A 15,597-nucleotide genomic window follows, 5' to 3' on the forward strand; every position below is an offset into this window, starting at 1 on the left:
CTCAGGCGCGGAGACCGGCGGCGCGCCCGGCGTCGTCGGGACCCCACAGCGTCGTCGACACCTCGCGGCGCACCAGCGGGATCACCTCCTCGGCGAAGCGCGCGAGGACCTCCTGCTGCTCGCCGTGGGGCAGCACGGGGTTGATCGACACCGACTGCAGGTCGTGGCGGTACGCCTTGTGGTAGTCGAGGATCTTCTCGGCCACGCGCTCCGACGTCCCGACGAGCGCCGGCCCGTGCGCGACGGCCTCCTCGATCGTCGTGAACGACATCGTCTTGCCCGTGCGCGGGTCGCCGGCGTGGGCGGCGGCGAGCTTCGCGGCCATGGCCTCGTAGATCGGCCGGTACTGCCGGACCGCCTGCTCGTCGGTCGCCGCGAGGTACAGCCCGCCCGAGCCCGACCCGACGTAGCCGACGGCCGGGTCGTGGCCGTGCTCGGCGAGCTTCTCCCGGTAGCGATCGATGAGCACGAGGTAGGCCTCGCGCGGCTGCAGGGCGTTCGCCGTCATGAGCGGGTCGCCCCAGCGGGCGGCGAGGTCGACGGCGTCGGTGGAGGTCGCCGACCCGTGCCAGATCCGGAACGGGCCGTCGAACGGGCGCGGATGGGTCGTGACGTCGTGCAGGTCGGCGTGGTGCGTGCCCACCCAGTCCACGTGCTCGGAGCGCAGGAGGCGCCGGAGGAGTTCGTAGTTCTCCCGGAGGTACTCGTACTGCTTGCCGATCTCGAGGCCGAACATGCCGAAGTGGCGGTCCTCGTTCCCCTTGCCGACGACGATCTCCAGGCGACCGCCGGAGAGCTGGTCGATCGTCGCGTAGTCCTCCGCGACGCGGACCGGGTCGAGCAGGGAGAGCACCGTCACCCCGGTCGAGAGCAGGATCCGCTCGGTGGCCTGGGCGAGGGCGCCGAGCAGCACGGTCGGCGACGAGGACAGGAAGTCGCCTGCGTGCCGCTCCCCCACGGCGTAGGAGTCGAAGCCGAGCGCCTCGGCGTGCACGGCGGTCCGCACCACCCGGTTCAGGCGCTCGTGCGCCGAGAGGATCTCCCCCGTGACCGGGTGCGGGAGGTGGGGGACGATGTCGAGGACCTGGAACCGCATGGACGTGCCTTCCTGACGACGGCTGTGACTGGGTTCGGGACCTCAGCGACAGCCCTGCGCCGTCACGCGGAGCAGGTCCACGTGACGGCGGCGCGTCAGCACGGGGCGGGGCACGGTTCGAGCGTCAAGCGTCACCCGGTCGGGTGTCAAGCGCTCAGGTCCACCGCCGGAGCAGCCGGGTCTCCACCAGGCCCAGCGCACCGTCGGTCAGCAGGGCCAGCAGGGCGAGCAGCACGAGCGCGAGGCACGGTGCGACCCCGACACAGCGGTCGACCTCGTTCGCGGACCACCGTCCGGACGGTGGTCGCGCTCGTCACCGGTCGCAGCCGGGCAGTCCTTCCCTGGTCCCGACAGCGAGCGGATCCAGGTCCCGCGGGTCCGGCGTCGGCACCCACCGACCGTCGCGCTGCGCGTAGGTCCAGCCCGGTCCGCGCGCGACCAGCTGCGCCACGGCCACGACGAGCCGGTCGACGTCGTCGGCGGTGCCCGCCAGGCCCAGGCTCGCGCGCACGGCGTCGCGGCCGCCGGTGAGGCGGTCGAGCAGCGGGTGGGCGCAGAAGCGGCCGTCGCGCACGCCGATGCCGTGCTCGGCGGACAGGGCCGCGGCGACGAGCCCGGCCGGCAGGGTCTCGACCTCGAACGCCACCACCGCCACCTGGTCCGGCGCGTCGTCGAAGCACTCGAGCAGCCGCACCCCCGGCACGTCGACGAGACCGGCGCGCAGACGGGCGGCGAGCTCGCGCTCGTGCGCCGGGACCGCGCTGTCGATGACGGGCTCGAGCGCCCGGCACGCGGCGGCCAGCGCCACGGCGCCGAGCAGGTTCGGTGTACCGCCCTCGTGGCGCTGCGGGGCGGGCAGCCAGGCGGTGTCGGTCTCCCCGTCGGTCACCGCGACCGACCGGACCGCTCCCCCACCCGCCAGGTGCGCGGGCGCAGCGTCGAGCCAGTCCCGCCGTCCGACGAGGACCCCGGCGCCGTACGGCGCGTACAGCTTGTGGCCGGACAGGGCGAGGTAGTCGGCGCCCAGGGCGGCGAGGTCGACCCGGCGGTGCGGGGCGAGCTGCGCGGCGTCGACGGCGACCCGGGCCCCGGCGGCGTGGGCGATCTCGACGATCGTGGTCAGCGGCAGCGTCTCGCCGGTGACGTTGGAGGCCCCGGTGACGGCGAGGAGGGCCGGCCGGTGGGTCCGGAGGCCGTCGCGCAGGGCGTCGAGCGTGCCGCGCACGGTGTCGCCGGCGGCCACGACGTGGTGCGGGGTGTGCCGCCAGGCGAGCAGCGTCGCGTGGTGCTCGAGGTCGAGGGTGAGCACCGGGCCCGGCACGGCGCGGGCGAGCAGGGCGACCGCGTCGGTGGTGTTGCGGGTGAAGACGACGACGTCGTCGGTCCGGGCACCCACGAACCGCCCGACCGTCGCGCGGGCCGACTCGAGCAGCGATGTGCACACCCGGGACGTGTAGCCCGCGCCGCGGTGGACGCTCGCGTAGTAGGGCAGCACCTCCGCGACGTGGTCGGCGACGGCCTGCAGCGGCGGCGCGCTGGCGGCGGCGTCGAGGTCGGCGTACCGGACGCGGCGCCCGTCGACGAGCGGGACCTCGAGGTCCGCACCGACGGTGAGGGGCAGGGCAGGGCTCAGGACGGCAGTCATGACGGTTCTCCGTGACCGTCGGGGACCCGACGGTTCGGGTCCGCGCTTGCCGGGTCGCGGGTGTCGCGCCGGCCTGGTCATCACCCGGAGCACCCCGCCGCGGAGGAGGGTTGCCGACCAGCGAGCCGGGGCTTGACGCTGGTACTCGTGACCTGGTCGAGGACGCTAACACGGTCGACGACCGCCGCCGACCCCCGTGATCCGCTTCACCGCCGACGGGACCGCCGGCAGCTGGACGTCGCGGACCATGATCACGTCGAGGGGACCGCCATGGCTGTTCCGGAGATCGACATCAGCTCTGAGCGTCCCCTCGACGTGATCATGCTCGGACGGGGATGGCGTCGGACGGTTCCCGCACCCCGGCACGCACGGCCACCGGGAACACCAGCGCCGCCCACACCGCCACGACCACGCTGTCCCACGGCGTCGGGAGCACCCCGAGACCGTCGAACGAGCCGAGACCCGACAGCAGCGTCAGCACCACCAGGTGCAACACGAGCCACGCGCCGCGGCGGAGTTCCTCGAGCAGCGACCCTGTCCGGTCCCGCCGCCACAGCACCACGAACAGCGGCACGCCGATCAACGTCAGCGGCAGTGCCAGGCGCAGGTCGGTGAAGCCCGACCAGTAGACGAACAGCGTCGCGAGCACGAACGACACCGGCGTGATGACCCGCAGCCCCGGGACCCACCCCGAGAGCCGTTCCGGTTCCCGCCGTCGGAACACCTCGGCGGCCACGGCCGCGGCGAGGTAGAGCAGCAGGTACAGCGTGCCCATCACCGAGACGATCGACTGCCATCCGGAGAAGGGCAGCAGGTAGACCACGATGACGGCGAGGTTGAGCAGCAGCGCCCGGCGCGGGACGCCCGACGAGGGGTGCACGGCCATCAGGGCGCGCGGCAGCAGCCGGTTCTTCGCGAGCGCGTAGGTGTGCCGCGCGTCGACGGCGACCCCGACGAACGCCGACCCGCCCGGCGAGACGACCGCGTCGCCGTAGAGCACCGCGGCCAGGAACCCGAGGTTCAGGGCCACCGCGAGCTGCCCGAACGGGGACTCGAAGTTGACCCCCTGCCAGCCGGCGCCGAGGGCGTCGTCGGGAACGGCCCCGAGGAACGCGAGCTGCAGCCCGAGGTAGAGCAGCAGCGCGAGCCCGATGGACCCGAGCACCGCGAGCGGCACCGTGCGCTGCGGGTTGCGGGCCTCGCCGGAGAAGTCGGCCGGCGCCTGGAACCCGTTGAGCGAGTACACGATCCCGCCGCCCGCCAGCGCAGAGAGCACGGCACCCCAGCCGTAGGGCGCGAAGCCGCCGTGGTCGGTGAGGCGGGCGGAGTCGAAGCCGGAGGCGAGCAGGAGCACGACGGTCAGCAGCGGGACGGCCACCTTGACCACGGTCACCGCCGTGTTGACCCGTCCGAACAGCTTCACGCCGAACCAGTTCAGCGCGGTCAGCACCACCGAGAGGACCACGGCGAACAGCACGCCGGGCCCGGTCAGCGCGTCGTCGGCCTAGAGCCACGGCAGGTAGTAGCCCGCGTACTGGACGATCGCGGTGAGCTCGGCGGAGGTCGCGCCGACCGAGAGCAGCACCGAGAACCCGATGACCGTCCCGGTCAGCCGGCCGCTCGCGTAGAGCGGCCAGCGGACGGTGCCGCCGCCCTCGGGCCGGGTCGCGCCCAGCTCCACCATCACCAGCGCGACGAGCGTGACCAGCACGCCCGCGATCAGCCACGCCACGAGGGCCGCGGGCCCCGCGATCTGCGCGGCGTAGAGCGCGGCGAACAGCCAGCCCGAGCCGACGATGTTGGAGAACCCGATGGCGGAGAGCCCGCCCACGCCGAGGTGGCGGCGCAGGCGGCCCTCCTCCGCGGCGACCTCGTCGCCGGCCGTGGTGGACACGGACCGCGGGCTACCCGGTCGCGACGCCCTGGAAGAGCAGCGCGGCGAGTCCGAGTCCGACCGCCAGGTTGAACACGGTCGCGGCCCCGAACACGCCGACCGGACGCCAGCCCGCCTCCCGCAGCGGTCCCGGCCGGAACTCGAGGCCGATCGAGATGAAGGCCAGGGTGAGGAAGAAGTTCCGGAGGGCGTTGACGTCGCTGATCGCGGCCTTGCCGGCGGAGCCGACGAGACCGAGGTAGACGGTCGCGATCACGGAGGCGGCGACGAACCCGAGGACGAACTTCGGGAACCGGTGCCACAGGTCGGCCCAGCGCGGGCGGGCGGAGCCCGCGGTGCGCTCGACCCGGAACGCGAAGTACGCGGTCAGGGCGACCGCGACGAGCCCCATGAGCGCGTTCTGCGTGACCTTGACGATCGTCGCGATCTGCAGCGCGTCCTCGCCGGCGAGCGCGCCCGCCGCACTGACCGCGGCCGTCGTGTCGATGTTGCCGCCGATCCACGCGCCCGCGACGGCGGGCGGGAGCCCGAACAGCGTGGCCAGCCACGGCAGCAGGAAGATCGAGGGCAGGGCGAAGACGATGACGAGGCTCGCCGAGTACGCCAGCTGCTCCTTGCGCGCCTGCACCGCCCCGGCCGCCGCGATCGCCGCGCTGACCCCGCAGATGGACACGGCCGACGCGAGGAGCGCCCGCAGGCGCTGGTCGACGCCGAGCTTCCCGGCGAGCCACCACGTGAACGCGAAGACCGCGCTGACCAGCACGATCGCCTGGATGATCGCAGGCAGGGCGGCGCCGGCGATCACGCCCAGGTCGATCGAGGCGCCGAGCAGCACGAGGCCGGTCTTGATGAAGAACTCGGTGCGGAAGGCGCCGGAGAGCCGGTCGCGCTGCCCGGTCGCGGACAGCACGAGGTTGCCCAGCAGGCCCAGCGCGATGGCGTAGATCGGGTACTCGACGCCCTCGGCGATCCCGGACCAGGCGGTGCCCTCGGCGGCCTCGGGGACCGCCTCGGAGAGCCACGTGACCAGCAGCGCGAGGGCGACGACGAGGACCACGCCGGCCACGGTCCACGGCCAGGTCGCGCGGCCGTCGGGGGTCTGCGGGAGGGGGCGGTCGGCGGCGTCCGCACTGGTGTCGGAGGTGCTCATCAGGGCACCAGCCAGCCGGGGAAGGCGCCGGCGAGGACCAGGACGATCAGCAGCAGACCCACGACGGTCGCTGCCCAGTCCTCGGAGAGGGCGATGGATCGGACTCGGTCGACGCGCGCGTCGGCGGCGTCGTCGTTCTCGGGCACGACGGAACTCCTGACGGGAGTGCGGAAGAGGTGGCGGGGGCGTCAGGAGCGACAGAGCGCCGCGGCCGTGCGGCAGAGATCCACGTGACGACGCCACACGGCCACGAGCACGTGCGGCGAGGCGGACACAGGTGCACTGAAGTGCACGAGCCGGACGGATGTCAACGACGGGTGATCGACCGGGCACCCCGCGCGTGTGATTCCCTGCTCCCCCATGAGGTGGACCTGGCCCCGGCTCGCGGCGCTCGCCGCGGGGCTGTTCCTGACGGCGGGTGCGGTCACCGTCGCGGTGCTCCCCACGACGCCGGGTCCGTCGCCCGCCGCCCCCGTCCTCCCCGCGGCGGGGGCGCCGATCGTGCCGGCGGGCGTCGCCCCGCCGTCCGCCGCGGCCCCGGCCCCGGTCGCCGTCGACGCTCCCGACCCGACCACCACCCGGTCGCAGGCCGCCGCCGCGCCGGACGCCGGACCGCGCGAGGCGTCCCGACCCGACGTCGGGAAGGACCGGCCCGCCGCGGACGACGAGGGGCCCGGGAAGGGCCGTGGGGACGAGAAGGGCAAGGACAAGGGCGGGGACCGGGGCAAGGGGCCGAAGGACGACGGCCGTGGGAAGGGCCACGGGAAGGACCGCTGAGTATTCCCGCAGGCGGGGCGGATGTTGCTCACCTGCACGAACCGCGCCGTCGTGGTTACGGTGGCCGGGTGATCGTGCTCGTCTCGCGCCGGTGGCTCGACGGCGTCGGGTCCCCGCCCGGGCAGTAGGACGTCTCCCCGTCGCATCCGCACCGACAGGGAGGACACCCGGTGGACGCCCCCACCACGACCGCGCTCGACGACCCGCTGCGCGCCGCGCTCGACGGCCCGCAGGCCCACCTGGCCGTGCGCCACGGCGACGCCGTGCGCTACCACCCGGACGTCGCCCCGTTCCTCGCGCCGCCGCGCTCGCCGCAGGAGTGGCGCGACGCGGCCGCGCTCGGGGACGTGATGGTGATCCGCACGGCCGGCCCGCTCGACGTCCCCGACGGGTGGACCCTGGAGCGGGACATCCCCGGGGTGCAGATGGTGCTCGACGACGCCGTCCCGACCCCCACCGCGGCCGACCCGCAGCTCGCGCTGCTCGGCGAGGCGGACGTCGACGCGATGCTCGCCCTCGTCGGGCGCACCCGGCCCGGTCCCTTCGCCCGGCGCACGCGTGAACTGGGCGTCTACCTGGGCATCCGGGACGACATGTTGGGACTCGTCGCCATGGCCGGCGAGCGCATGCACGTCCCGGGCGCCTGTGAGATCAGCGCCGTGTGCACCGACCCCGCCGTGCGGGGGCAGGGTCTGGCGACCCGGCTGGTCCTCGCCGTCGCCGCGGGCGTCCGGGCGCGGGACGAGACGCCGTACCTGCACGCCGCCGCCGAGAACACCACCGCCATCCGGCTCTACGAGCAGCTGGGGTTCCGCCTGCGCGCCCGCCCCTCGTTCGTCGCCGTCCGAGCCCCGGAGGACTCATGACGTTCCACCTCGCCGTCGCACTCCACGACACCGGCTGGCACCCCGCCGCCCCACCGGGCGACGTGCTCGATCCGGACTTCTGGGTGTCGCAGGTCCAGGAGGCCGAGCGGGGCCTGGCCACGCTGGTCACCCTCGAGGACGGGTTCGCGCGGCGCGGGCTCGACTCGGTGCTGATCGCGCTGCGCGCCGGCCCGGCCACCTCGCACGTCGGTGTCGTGCCGACGGTGGTCGCCACGCACACCGAGCCGTTCCACGTCTCGACGCAGATCGCGACGCTGGACTGGGTCACCGCGGGACGCGCCGGCGAGCGGATCAAGGTCTCGGCGGACCCGGCCGAGGCGGCGCTGTTCGGCCGACGCGACCCGAACTCGGAGACCCGCGAGACCCTGTTCGACGAGGCCGCCGACCACGTCGAGGTCCAGCGCCGGCTGTGGGACTCGTGGGAGGACGACGCCGAGATCCGGGACGCGGCCACCAACCGCTTCGTCGACCGGGAGAAGCTGCACTACATCGACTTCGTCGGCTCGCACTTCGCGGTGCGCGGCCCGTCGATCACGCCGCGTCCGCCGCAGGGCCAGCCGATCGTCACCGCTCTGGCGCACGTCGACACGGCGTACCGGCTCGCGGCGCGCTGCGCGGACCTCGTGTTCACCACGCCGGACGGCGTCGGCCGCGACGGGCCCACCGGTGACGCGGCCACGACGCTGCGCGGGGTGCGGTCGGCCGAGGCGGAGATCGGACGCGACCGGCCGACCCAGGTCCTCGGTGACCTGATCGTCTTCCTCGACGACGACGCCACCGCCGCCAGCACCCGCTGGACCCGCCTCGACGGCGAGCGGACGCTGCGCTCCGACGCCGACGTCTTCGCCGGCACCGTCGACCAGCTCGCGACGAAGCTCGAGGGCTGGGCCGCCGCCGGCCTCGACGGGGCGCGCCTGCGACCCGCCGTCGCCGAGCACGACCTCCCCCGCATCACCCGCGACCTCGCCCCGGAGCTGGCCCGCCGGGGCCTGACGCGCACCGCCTACGAGGCGGACACCCTGCGCGGGCTGCTCGGCCTGGAGAAGCCCGCCGACCGCTACGCCGGAGTGCAGTGATGAACCAGCCCGCGAAGAAGCAGATCCACCTCGCCGCGCACTTCCCCGGCGTCAACAACACGACGGTCTGGAGCGACCCGGCGTCGGGCAGCCACATCGAGTTCTCGTCGTTCGAGCACTTCGCCCGCTCCGCCGAGCGCGGCCTGTTCGACTTCCTCTTCCTCGCCGAGGGCCTGCGGCTGCGCGAGCAGGGCGGGAAGATCTACGACCTGGACGTCATGGGGCGCCCGGACAACGTGTCGATCCTGCAGGCGATGGCGGCGGTGACGTCGCACGTCGGGCTGGCCGGCACGGTGAACTCGACGTTCAACGAGCCGCTCGACGTGGCCCGCAAGCTCGCCTCCCTCGACTTCCTCTCGGGCGGTCGGGCCGCGTGGAACGTCGTCACCAGCTGGGACGAGTTCACCGGCGAGAACTTCCGTCGCGGCGGCTACCTCCCGAAGGAGAAGCGCTACCTGCGGGCGAAGGAGATGCTCGACGTCGCCAAGCAGCTCTGGGACACCGACGGCGGCGAGTTCGACATCCACACCGACCAGTTCGACATCACCGGCCGGTTCCCCCTCCCCCGCAGCCCCCAGGGCCACCCGGTGATCATCCAGGCCGGGGACTCCGAGGAGGGCCGCGAGTTCGCCGCGGAGTCCGCCGACGCGATCTTCACCCGGCACGCCGAGAAGCAGGCCGGCATGGAGTTCTACGCCGACGTGAAGGCCCGGCTCGCCAAATTCGGCCGCCGCGAGGAGGACCTCAAGATCCTGCCCGCGGCGACGTTCGTGCTCGGCGACACCGAGGACGAGGCCGCCGAGAACGCCCGGCAGGTCCAGTACCAGCAGGTCTCCCCCGCGACGGCGATCGCGTTCGCCGAGCAGGTGTGGAACCGCGACCTCTCCGACGTCGACCCCGACGGCCCGGTGCCGAGCTTCGACCCGGTCACCGAGAACGACGTCGACTCGGGCCAGCACTTCTCGAAGGGGCGCGCGAGCGTGCGGCAGTACCGTGACCCGGTCGCGACCGCGCAGGAGTGGCGCGAGCTCGGCGAGGCGAAGGGCTGGTCGCTGCGCGAGGTGGTCATCGCGAAGAACGGACGGCACACCTTCGTCGGCACCCCGCAGCGCGTGGCGGACACGATCGACGACTTCGTCCAGTCGAACGCCTCCGACGGGTTCGTCCTCGTCCCGCACATCACGCCGGGCGGGATGGACCCGTTCGTCGACCAGGTCGTGCCCCTGCTGCAGGAGAAGGGCTCGTTCCGCACCTCCTACGAGGGCACGACCCTGCGGGAGAACCTGGGGCTCGCGCCGGCGCGGGCACTGTCGCAGTCATGAACCTGCTCGATCTCGTCGGCGGGACGCCCCTGGTGACCCTGGGGTCCGGCGTGCACGCCAAGCTCGAGTACCTCAACCCGGGCGGGTCGGTGAAGGACCGGGCCGCGCTGTCGATGGTGCTCGACGCCGAGGCGTCCGGCGCCCTGCGTCCCGGCGGCACGATCGTCGAGGGGACCTCGGGCAACACCGGGCTCGGGCTCGCCCAGGTCGCCGCCGCCCGCGGCTACCGCATGGTGTGCGTGCTGCCGGACAAGACCGCCGTCGAGAAGCTCGACGCCCTCCGCGCGTACGGCGCGGAGGTGGTGCTGACGCCGCCGGCGCTGCCGAAGGAGCACCCGGACCACGTCGTCGCGTACGCCGCGCGGATCGCCCGCGAGACCGACGGCGGATGGTGGGCCGACCAGTACGGCAACCCGGCCAACCCGGCGGTCCACGTCCGGACGACGGGTCCGGAGATCTGGGAGGCCACCGAGGGCCGGGTCACGCACTTCGTCGCGACGATCGGTACCGGGGGCACGATCTCCGGGACCGGACGGTTCCTCAAGGAGGCCTCGGACGGGCGCGTGCGGGTGATCGGCGCGGACCCCGTGACCTCGACCTACGGCGGCGGGGACGGCTCGCCGTTCGCGATCGAGGCGGCCGGGCACTACCTGCACCCGCAGACCGTGGACGACCCGTGGCCCGACTCCTACCACCGGGACGTGGTGGACGAGGTCGTGTCGGTGCCGGACCGGGCGTCGATCCACGCCTGCCGGACGCTGGCCCGGACGGAGGGGCTGCTGGTCGGCGGCTCGTCGGGGACGGCCTACGCGGTGGCGTCCTCGGTGACGGGCGACTGCGTCGTCGTCCTGCTGCCGGACTCCGGCCGCGCCTACCTCTCGAAGTACCACTCCGACACGTGGTGCCGACGGCAGGGCTTCCTCGACGGCGAACTGTCGGCGTACGTGTCTCCCGTCGTGTCGGTGCCGGTGGGGACGCCGGCGGCGGAGGCCCGCCGGGTCCTGGAGTCGTCGGGCCAGCCCGCGCTGCCGGTGGTGCTGGCGGGGCGGCCCGACCGGTTCCCGCCGGCCGCCGGTGAGGTGCTGGCGCTGGCCACCGCTGCGGACCTGTCGGGTTCCGGGACGGTGGGGCCCGCAGCGTCTCCGCCGGTGGGGCTCGGCGTGGGCGAGTCGGTGGCCGACGCCCTGGAGCGCTTTCCCGACGGCGGATGTGCGCACCTCGTGCGGGACGGTCGCCTGGCAGGGCTGGTGACGCGAGGTGCGCTCCGCGCAGGTGAGCAGAAAGTGGGGTCATGACCCCACCTTCTGCTCACCTGGCGAAGCCGTACCAAACGCTAGGTCGACGAGTGCCGTGTGTGGTGCACATGGTCCCTGTGCACCACACACGCCGGTTCCCGACCTAGCCTCCCCGACGCGACTGCACCGCCGTTCCGCAGAGGTAGCGGATCCAAGGCCTGGGCGTCCGGATCCGCTACCTCTCCGGGCGGGGCCGTACCTTGCCTGCCGTGACCGAGCGACCCGACAAGCACGACCCGTCGTCGTGCCGCCTCGAGACGCAGGCGGTGCACGGTGGCAACGCCGTCGACCCCAGGACCCGGGCGATCCGCACCCCACTGGTCATGGCGAACTCGTACGCGCTCCCGGAGGACCCGTCGTCGCTGTCGTGGTCCGGCTTCGACACGCCGCTGTACACGCGCAACTCCGGGGTCAACCAGATCGCGCTGCAGCACAAGCTCGCGGCGCTGGAGCGGGCCGAGGACGCGGTCGTGCTCGCGTCGGGGGTCGCGGCGCTGCACGCCGTGTTCTTCAGCCTGCTGCGCACCGGCGACCACGCGGTGATCTCCGACGTGACCTACGAGGCGACGTTCCGGCTGTTCCGCGACATCCTGCCCGCGCGCTACGGCGTGGCGGCGACGTTCGTCGACACGTCCGACCCCGAGGCCGTCCGCGCCGCGATCCGGCCGGAGACGAGGCTCGTGCACACCGAGGTCGTCGCGAACCCGACCACACGCGTGTGCGACGTCCCGGCCGTCGCGGCGATCGCGCACGAGGCCGGCGCGCTGCTCTCGGTGGACTCCACCTTCACGCCGCCCCCGCTGTACCGGCCGCTCGAGCACGGCGCGGACCTCGTCGTGCACTCCCTGACGAAGTTCGTCAACGGGCACGGCGACGCGATGGGCGGCGCCGTCCTCGGCGCGACGGACCTGCTCGACCCGATCCGGGCCGACGTCATGATCGACGTCGGCGGCGTCATCTCGCCGTTCAACGCCTGGCTGATCGCCCGCGGGGCGATCACCCTGCCGCTGCGGCTGCGGCAGCACCTGGCGTCGGCGCAGCGGGTGGCGGAGTTCCTGACGTCGAGGCCCGAGGTCGCCTACGTCGCGTACCCCGGCCTGCCGTCGCACCCGCAGCACGAGCTGGCCCGACGGATGTTCGACGGCGAGCCGCCCGGCGCGGTCATGGCGTTCGCCCTGGACGGCGACGCCGACACCCAGAACCGGTTCGTCGCCGACCTGCGGGTGATCACCTCGGCGGTGTCGGTGGGACACGACGAGTCGCTGATCGTGCACGTCGGGCCGGACGGTCCCCGGGCGGCGCACTGGCCCGAACAGTTCCGCCGGTACGGCCACCTGCGGCTGTCGGTCGGCCTGGAGGACCCGGACGACCTGATAGCCGACCTGGCCGCCGCGCTGGGCTAACGGGCGGGGCGCAGCCGCTCCCAGTTGCCGGAGCCGACGGCGTCCTTCTCGGCGTCGGTCAGGTCGGTCTCCTCGAGGAAGCGGCGCGCGGCTCCGCCGGAGTTGTCGACGTACGGGTGGTCGACCGCCGTCATGACGCGCTCCACCCCGACCAGCTCGATCGTCCACCGCAGCATCCGCGGAACCGTCAGGCCGCTGCCGGTGTAGGAGACGTTCTCGCGGAAGTAGTCGGCGACCGGGCGGCGCAGGTCGGTGCCGAACCGGCCGGACACCGCGGCAATGCGGTCGAGGTAGAAGAGCACGACCTCGCCCCAGTGCCCGATCACCAGCTGCAGATCGGGGTGCCGGTCGAACGTGCCGGCGAGGATCAGGCGCAGGACCTGCATGCCGGTCTCGTAGTGCCAGCCGATCGCGGGCCCGGCGAGGGCGCCGTCGGTGGCCGGGTCGAAGCCCGAGTAGTAGACGTCGCGGATCTCGTCGACGGGCTGGTGGGGGTGCACGTAGATCGGCGCGCCGAGCTCCGCGGCCGCCGCCCAGATCGGCTCGTTGCGGGGGTCGTCCAGGCGGACCGGCCCGGTCCGGCCGTGGATCATCGCGCCGGCGAGCCCCAGCTCGGTCACCGCGCGGCGCAGCTCGGTCGCCGAGGCCTCCGGGTCGGGGGTCGGCAGCGTCGCGAACCCGTCGAAGCGGTCGGGGTGCGCGGCGACGGCGGCGGCGATGGCGTCGTTCGCCCCGCGCGCCAGCGGGACGGCCCGCCCGGCCTCCAGGTTCTGCACGCCCGGAGCGGTGAGCGACAGGACCTGGACGTCGATCCCCTGGTCGTCCATGGCCGCGATGCGCCCCTCGCCGACGTCGAGCAACGCCTCGCCCGCCGTCGCCATCATCGACGCCACGTCCTCCCGGTCCCGGTCCGTGCCGGGGGCGGTCCGCCACGCCTCGGCGACCTCCGGCGTGGCCAGGTGCTCCTCGAGAGCAATGAGCTTGCGCATGCTCACCATCGTGCTCCCGGCGGTGTGCGGTCGCTGCGTGGGTAGGGCCGGCCCCCCTCGGTCCCGGGGGTCCTCCCCGCCGGGTCGGGGGGTCCGCACGATCGTTGCGCCGCCCGGATCGCGACAGGCTTCTCCCATCACCGAGACGGGGTCACCGAGGCCCCGGGACACACCAGGAGCCCCGCGATGACGAGCTACGTCGACCCCCGCACCGTCCACCACCACGCCCACCAGCCGCAGTTCCGGGGTCCGCAGCAGGTCGGCCCGCAGGACTTCCCCGGCCGGCCGTTCCCGGGCCCGGTCCCGCCGCCCGCCGCGCCGCTGCCGCCGAAGCGGCCGATCGCGGGCAGGATCGTCGCCGGGCTCGTCGCGGCCGGCCTGGTCGTCGGCGGTGCCGGCACCTGGTTCGCCCTCTCCGGTGCCTCCTCCCCCGCCGTCCAGGCCACGAGCTTCGCCGGCGCGAACCCGACCACCGACCCCTTCGGCACCGACCACGCCGAGGTCGCCACCGTCGCCGCGTCCGGCGAGCAGAGCGGTGACACCGCCGGCCTCTACGCCGCCACCACCCCGCCCGCCTGCGACAACGCCGCCTTCCTGGCGCAGCTGCAGGCCGACCCCGCGAAGCTCGCCGCCTGGGGCGGCGTGTTCGGCCTCCAGGCCGCCGACGTCCCCGCCTTCGTCGACTCGCTCTCGCCGGTCGTGCTGCGCGCCGCCACCAGCGTCACCGACCACCCGTTCCGCGAGGGCGCCTTCGTCGAGGAGCCGGTCGTCCTGGCCGCCGGCACCGCGGTGCTGGTCAACTCGTACGGCGAGCCCACCGTGAAGTGCTTCAACGGCAACCCGCTCACCCCGGGGGCCGCCACCTCCGGCGCGATCACCGTCGCCCCGACGCAGCAGGTCATCACGCAGTACCGCTTCACCAGCATCGACAACCGCCGCGTCGTCGTCATCGCCGGCAAGCCGGACCCGAAGCCGCACCCCGGGCCGAACCCCGGCGGCGGCACCACGACCACGCCCGCCGAGCCCGACCCGGTGCTCGTCGCCAAGGCCGAGGAGGCGAAGAAGCTCGCCGAGCAGGCCCGCAAGGACGCCACCGACTCCCGGGCGAAGGCCGACGACCTGGCGATCAACGCGAAGGTGTTCCGCTCGGAGGCCGACCGGCTCGCCGGCGTGCGCACCGCGGCCGAGCAGCGGGCCACCGCCGCGAACACCGCAGCCGTGGCCGCGCAGAACGAGCTCGCCGCCGCCCTGCGCGCCTTCCCGCCGAACCCGGCCCGGGTCGCCCAGGCCCACGCCCGCCTCGCTGCGGCCAAGTCGGAGCAGATCGGCGCGGCCACGGCACTGATCAAGGCCGGCAACGACGCCACCAAGGCCGACCAGGAGGCCGACACCGCCGAGAGCCAGCTCAAGAACGCCGAGTCCAAGGCCCGCAACGACGAGAACGTCGCGAAGGCCGCCGAGGAGGCCGCGAAGAAGGCCCAGGAGGAGGCCGCCGCCTCGGCGACCGAGCCGGCGACGAAGCCCGGCGACGAGCCGAAGGACCCGAAGGCCCTCGAGGCCGCGACGGCTCCCGAGGCCGCGACGGCTCCCGACGCACCCGGCGCCGACGAGACGGCTCCGGCCGTGGCCGGCACCGGTGCCGCCACGGGCACCGCGACCTGCCCGGTCGGCACCTCCGCCACCGTCTCGCCGGTGACCGACCCCGCCGCGCAGTGCGCCGCGAAGTCGGCGACGTCGGAGCCCGCCACCACCTCCTCGACCGGCTCGACCGGCTCGACCGGCAGCTCGGAGACCTCCGGGAGCACCGGGAGCACCGGGAGCACCGGGAGCACCGAGGCCGGCTCCTCGGGGTCGAGCTCGACGGAGAGCGCCTCCGAGACCTCGTCGCAGGAGAGCACCGACAACTGATCCCCGCGACACCGGAGCCCGGCCCCACCCCAGGTGGAGCCGGGCTCTCGTCATGATCAGCGAGCACCCTCGGTGGCCCCGGGCCCGGCCCGACCACCGAGGGTGCTCGCTGGTCTTCCCGGCCGGAGGCAGGCGGACGGCGCACCTCCCGGGTT

The 15,597-nt window shown here is 74.1% G+C and carries 14 protein-coding genes and 1 riboswitch; of the genes, 7 read left to right on the forward strand and 7 right to left on the reverse strand.

The features are described from left to right. Position 1: 1 nt before the first annotated feature. From LN037_RS06050 to LN037_RS06075, 6 genes are all read right to left on the reverse strand, one after another. Positions 2-1,096, reverse strand: a complete 1,095-nt coding sequence (locus LN037_RS06050; protein WP_230750800.1) for an LLM class flavin-dependent oxidoreductase — start codon at positions 1,094-1,096, stop codon at positions 2-4. A 313-nt stretch (positions 1,097-1,409) separates the two neighbouring features. Further along, entirely contained in the window at positions 1,410-2,741 is a 1,332-nt protein-coding gene (locus tag LN037_RS06055) for an aminotransferase class V-fold PLP-dependent enzyme (protein WP_230750802.1), read from the reverse strand. A 37-nt stretch (positions 2,742-2,778) separates the two neighbouring features. After that, positions 2,779-2,894, reverse strand: a riboswitch (SAM riboswitch). 166 nt (positions 2,895-3,060) lie between these two features. Continuing rightward, positions 3,061-4,218, reverse strand: a complete 1,158-nt coding sequence (locus tag LN037_RS06060; RefSeq protein WP_230750804.1) for an APC family permease — start codon at positions 4,216-4,218, stop codon at positions 3,061-3,063. A 27-nt stretch (positions 4,219-4,245) separates the two neighbouring features. Then, positions 4,246-4,635 (reverse strand): APC family permease, encoded by a 390-nt coding sequence (locus LN037_RS06065; protein ID WP_230750806.1) that lies wholly within the window; start codon positions 4,633-4,635, stop codon positions 4,246-4,248. Between the two features lie 10 nt (positions 4,636-4,645). Beyond that, complete coding sequence (locus LN037_RS06070; RefSeq protein ID WP_230750807.1) at positions 4,646-5,785, reverse strand: YeiH family protein; 1,140 nt, start codon at positions 5,783-5,785, stop codon at positions 4,646-4,648. After that, positions 5,785-5,931 (reverse strand): hypothetical protein, encoded by a 147-nt coding sequence (locus LN037_RS06075; protein WP_230750809.1) that lies wholly within the window; start codon positions 5,929-5,931, stop codon positions 5,785-5,787. The genes LN037_RS06070 and LN037_RS06075 overlap by 1 nt, the downstream gene beginning before the upstream one ends. 214 nt (positions 5,932-6,145) lie before the next feature. Here LN037_RS06075 and LN037_RS06080 point away from each other — a divergent pair, with 214 nt between their 5' ends. The 6 genes from LN037_RS06080 (at position 6,146) to LN037_RS06105 (ending at position 12,545) form a co-directional block, all read left to right on the forward strand. After that, complete coding sequence (locus tag LN037_RS06080) at positions 6,146-6,562, forward strand: hypothetical protein (RefSeq protein ID WP_230750811.1); 417 nt, start codon at positions 6,146-6,148, stop codon at positions 6,560-6,562. 170 nt (positions 6,563-6,732) lie between these two features. Continuing rightward, a complete protein-coding gene (locus LN037_RS06085) occupies positions 6,733-7,428 on the forward strand; it encodes a GNAT family N-acetyltransferase (protein ID WP_230750813.1) in 696 nt (231 codons plus the stop codon). Continuing rightward, positions 7,425-8,525 carry an LLM class flavin-dependent oxidoreductase gene (locus LN037_RS06090; RefSeq protein WP_230750815.1) on the forward strand — a complete coding sequence of 367 codons (1,101 nt, stop codon included), beginning with the start codon at positions 7,425-7,427 and terminating at the stop codon, positions 8,523-8,525. The genes LN037_RS06085 and LN037_RS06090 overlap by 4 nt, the downstream gene beginning before the upstream one ends. Next, positions 8,525-9,847: an LLM class flavin-dependent oxidoreductase gene (locus LN037_RS06095; RefSeq protein ID WP_230750817.1), complete on the forward strand. Its 1,323-nt coding sequence runs from the start codon at positions 8,525-8,527 to the stop codon at positions 9,845-9,847. Before LN037_RS06090 ends, LN037_RS06095 begins: the two co-directional genes overlap by 1 nt. After that, entirely contained in the window at positions 9,844-11,142 is a 1,299-nt protein-coding gene (locus LN037_RS06100; protein ID WP_230750818.1) for a PLP-dependent cysteine synthase family protein, read from the forward strand. The genes LN037_RS06095 and LN037_RS06100 overlap by 4 nt, the downstream gene beginning before the upstream one ends. A gap of 209 nt (positions 11,143-11,351) precedes the next feature. Continuing rightward, positions 11,352-12,545, forward strand: coding sequence for a trans-sulfuration enzyme family protein (locus tag LN037_RS06105; protein WP_230750819.1), 1,194 nt, complete (start codon positions 11,352-11,354; stop codon positions 12,543-12,545). Here the strand turns inward: LN037_RS06105 and LN037_RS06110 are convergent. Then, positions 12,542-13,534: an amidohydrolase family protein gene (locus tag LN037_RS06110; protein ID WP_230750821.1), complete on the reverse strand. Its 993-nt coding sequence runs from the start codon at positions 13,532-13,534 to the stop codon at positions 12,542-12,544. The genes LN037_RS06105 and LN037_RS06110 overlap by 4 nt on opposite strands. A 186-nt stretch (positions 13,535-13,720) precedes the next feature. On the opposite strand from LN037_RS06110, the gene LN037_RS32290 reads away from it, so the two are divergent. Continuing rightward, on the forward strand, positions 13,721-15,442 hold the full coding sequence (locus LN037_RS32290) for a DUF6777 domain-containing protein (RefSeq protein ID WP_255693287.1): 1,722 nt from the start codon (positions 13,721-13,723) through the stop codon (positions 15,440-15,442). Positions 15,443-15,597 lie beyond the last annotated feature (155 nt).

Source organism: Actinomycetospora soli (assembly GCF_021026295.1).
GTDB classification, from domain to species: Bacteria; Actinomycetota; Actinomycetes; order Mycobacteriales; family Pseudonocardiaceae; genus Actinomycetospora; species Actinomycetospora soli.

Coding starts and splice junctions, on each gene's coding strand:
- LN037_RS06050 (WP_230750800.1), bottom strand. CDS start 1,096: ATGCGGTTCCAGGTCCTCGACATCGTCCCCCACCTCCCGCACCCGGTC.
- LN037_RS06055 (WP_230750802.1), bottom strand. CDS start 2,741: ATGACTGCCGTCCTGAGCCCTGCCCTGCCCCTCACCGTCGGTGCGGAC.
- LN037_RS06070 (WP_230750807.1), bottom strand. CDS start 5,785: ATGAGCACCTCCGACACCAGTGCGGACGCCGCCGACCGCCCCCTCCCG.
- LN037_RS06080 (WP_230750811.1), top strand. CDS start 6,146: ATGAGGTGGACCTGGCCCCGGCTCGCGGCGCTCGCCGCGGGGCTGTTC.
- LN037_RS06090 (WP_230750815.1), top strand. CDS start 7,425: ATGACGTTCCACCTCGCCGTCGCACTCCACGACACCGGCTGGCACCCC.
- LN037_RS06095 (WP_230750817.1), top strand. CDS start 8,525: ATGAACCAGCCCGCGAAGAAGCAGATCCACCTCGCCGCGCACTTCCCC.
- LN037_RS06100 (WP_230750818.1), top strand. CDS start 9,844: ATGAACCTGCTCGATCTCGTCGGCGGGACGCCCCTGGTGACCCTGGGG.
- LN037_RS06110 (WP_230750821.1), bottom strand. CDS start 13,534: ATGCGCAAGCTCATTGCTCTCGAGGAGCACCTGGCCACGCCGGAGGTC.
- LN037_RS32290 (WP_255693287.1), top strand. CDS start 13,721: ATGACGAGCTACGTCGACCCCCGCACCGTCCACCACCACGCCCACCAG.